Genomic DNA, 2,551 nt, shown 5'->3' with positions numbered 1-2,551 from the left:
AGAATTAGAAAAAGGAAAATTACATTATTGTTTAGAAGAGCTATCAAATAAAGGAGAGATAAAAGAAAAAGTTGTAAAAAAAGATGAAACAAAATTTTATGTAAATTTATGGAGATTTATGTAATAAAAAAAAGAGGTAAAGTAATGAAAACAATAGAAAAATTTTTAAAAAGTAGAGAAAAATACAGAATATGTAAGAATTTCTCAGAAATACCAGAATATGTAAAAAAAATGATACATTCAAATGAGAGGTCTATAGGATATTCAAGAGATTTAATAACGCCTCTATCTGATGATTATGGATTAGAAAGACTGTTTAAATATATTAAAGAATATCAACCAAGAACATATGAAGTTTTAAAAGATGCTAAAAATTTAATGTATGGTGTATATGATAAAGACTATTTAGAATATAGAGCTAAAATATCTGATGATTTTTTAGCTTTTGAATTAAATGGTAAAGTATTAATTTTAGACAGAGAATTCTATGGTAAAAATCCAGGTCAGCAATATTTTGAAAAATTTAGGTTTGGTAGAGATGTAGCTTTACCTAAAGAATTATCGTATTCATATTACTATGAATTTTTAGGTATAGGATTCCCATATGATAAATATGATGCAGGATTTAGAAATTTACCAAAATCATCATTTGAATGGGATAACTTAGATGGATATTTAGAAGAAATAGGTATTAAAAAGAAAAGAAGAATAGAAGTAATAAAATCATACACTAAATATTTTTCAAAACTTCTAAATAAAAATGCAAATGCAGAATATCTATATACTTTTATGAATACTAATGTATATAGTGAAAAAAAGAATGATAATGATTATGCTTTTTTTGTATTTATAAAAATAAAATATGGAGATATATATGTAATAAGAAATGGAGATTATGAAAGACCTAAAAGATTACTTAATCCAGTAGAAGCAATTGATAGATATGTAGCACATGTACTAAGTGGAAAAGATAATTTTAATTTTGATGAGTATTTAGAAGAATTAGACATATCAATAGAAGAAATAAAAGTATATGAATTAATAGAACTTACAATGAGAAAAACTATAATTAAAGATAAAGAAAAAATTAGAGATTATATAATCTATTTATCAGACTCATCAGAAGAAGTATATTACAAGACACCAAGTGGAGAATATGAAGATATTTCACATTTTGAATTTGATGGAGATGAGATTGAGGTAATAGGCTTTATAAAAGATGAAGATGGAAATACAGATTTTAATGTTTATTATTCATATAAAAAAGGGAAACATTTATTAACATATTCTAAGTTGTATGAAACAGAAGAAGAAAAAGGGAAATTATATTATTGTTTAGAAAAGCTATCAAATAATGGAGAAATAAAGGAAAAAGTTGTAAAAAAAGATGAAACAAAGTTCTATGTAGATTTATGGAAATTTATGTAATAAAAAATTAAAAAAGGAAAAATGAATGAAAAGTTTATTAACAATAATATTTACACCATTAATACTATATTCTACAATAGTAGATAAAGTAATATATAATGGGATAGAGAATAGTAAAGCAATATTTTTAAATAGTGATATAAAAAGAGGAGAAGAACTAGATATATCTAAAATAGATACCTTAGCTGAAAATTTTAAATATGTTAAAAATAATAATATTGATATTAAAATAGAACCATCAGATAATGAGGGAATGTCAAATATAGTTATAAACAACAAAAAAACTAATCCTTTTAAATTATCAATATCTTTAGATAATCATGGTAAAAATATTGAAGAGGGGAAATATAGGTATACTATTAATACAGGACTAGAGGGACTAATTTTAAATGAAAAACTAGATATTAGTTATACTTTTGTAACTCCCAAACTTCCCAATAAAATATTTAAAAAAGATATAGATGAATTATTACCAGGAGAAGAATTAGAAGAAATAAAGGATAAAAGGTTTGCAAGAAGAAATGAGAATTTAAATATAAACCTATCATTTCCAATAAAGAATAATAAAATATACTTAATCTATTCAAATTCAATATATTTAAAAAGCCTATTTACAGAAAATGATAATAGATATGATGTTTCTGGAGTTAGTAATAAATATGAGATTAAGATTGATAGAAAAGTTAATAGATATATAAATTTAAATTTAGGATATTATCATATAGATAGAAAGAGTTATGTAGAAGATGTAAAGAATGCACATGATAAGATAAATAATATTTCTATTGGATTTAATACAAGAATAAAAGAGAAACATAAACTTAATTTAAAATTTAATAATAAGGTAATAAATAAAAAATATATACCGAGTTTTAATATGGAATATAAGTATAAGGAGATGATAGATATTTCTAATATTATAGAATATGGTAAATTAAATACAGATATGTCTTTAAATTTAAAGTATAGAAGTATATATTCAAATATTGGATTTAGTACAGATTATAAATATTTTTCTCCTAATATAAAATTAGGTGTTAATTTTAATATTAGTAGATTAAATATAGATTCATGTTTAGAATATAATCAAGTATTTCGTGCCTTATTTGCTATTAAGTTTGAT

2 protein-coding genes are annotated in these 2,551 nt (G+C 22.0%); both read left to right on the top strand.

Going from position 1 to position 2,551, the window contains the following annotated elements; translation table 11 throughout:
- Positions 1–144: 144 nt before the first annotated feature.
- Positions 145–1,428: a hypothetical protein gene (locus BT993_RS06725; RefSeq protein WP_072593796.1), complete on the top strand. Its 1,284-nt coding sequence runs from the start codon at positions 145–147 to the stop codon at positions 1,426–1,428.
- Between the two features lie 25 nt (positions 1,429–1,453).
- A partial coding sequence (locus BT993_RS06720) for a ShlB/FhaC/HecB family hemolysin secretion/activation protein (RefSeq protein WP_208600525.1) occupies positions 1,454–2,551 on the top strand: 1,098 nt, incomplete at its 3' end.

Source organism: Streptobacillus ratti (genome assembly GCF_001891165.1).
Lineage (GTDB): Bacteria > Fusobacteriota > Fusobacteriia > Fusobacteriales > Leptotrichiaceae > Streptobacillus > Streptobacillus ratti.
Note: the sequence above shows the minus strand (reverse complement) of the source record. Positions and strands in the feature narration are given on the sequence as shown.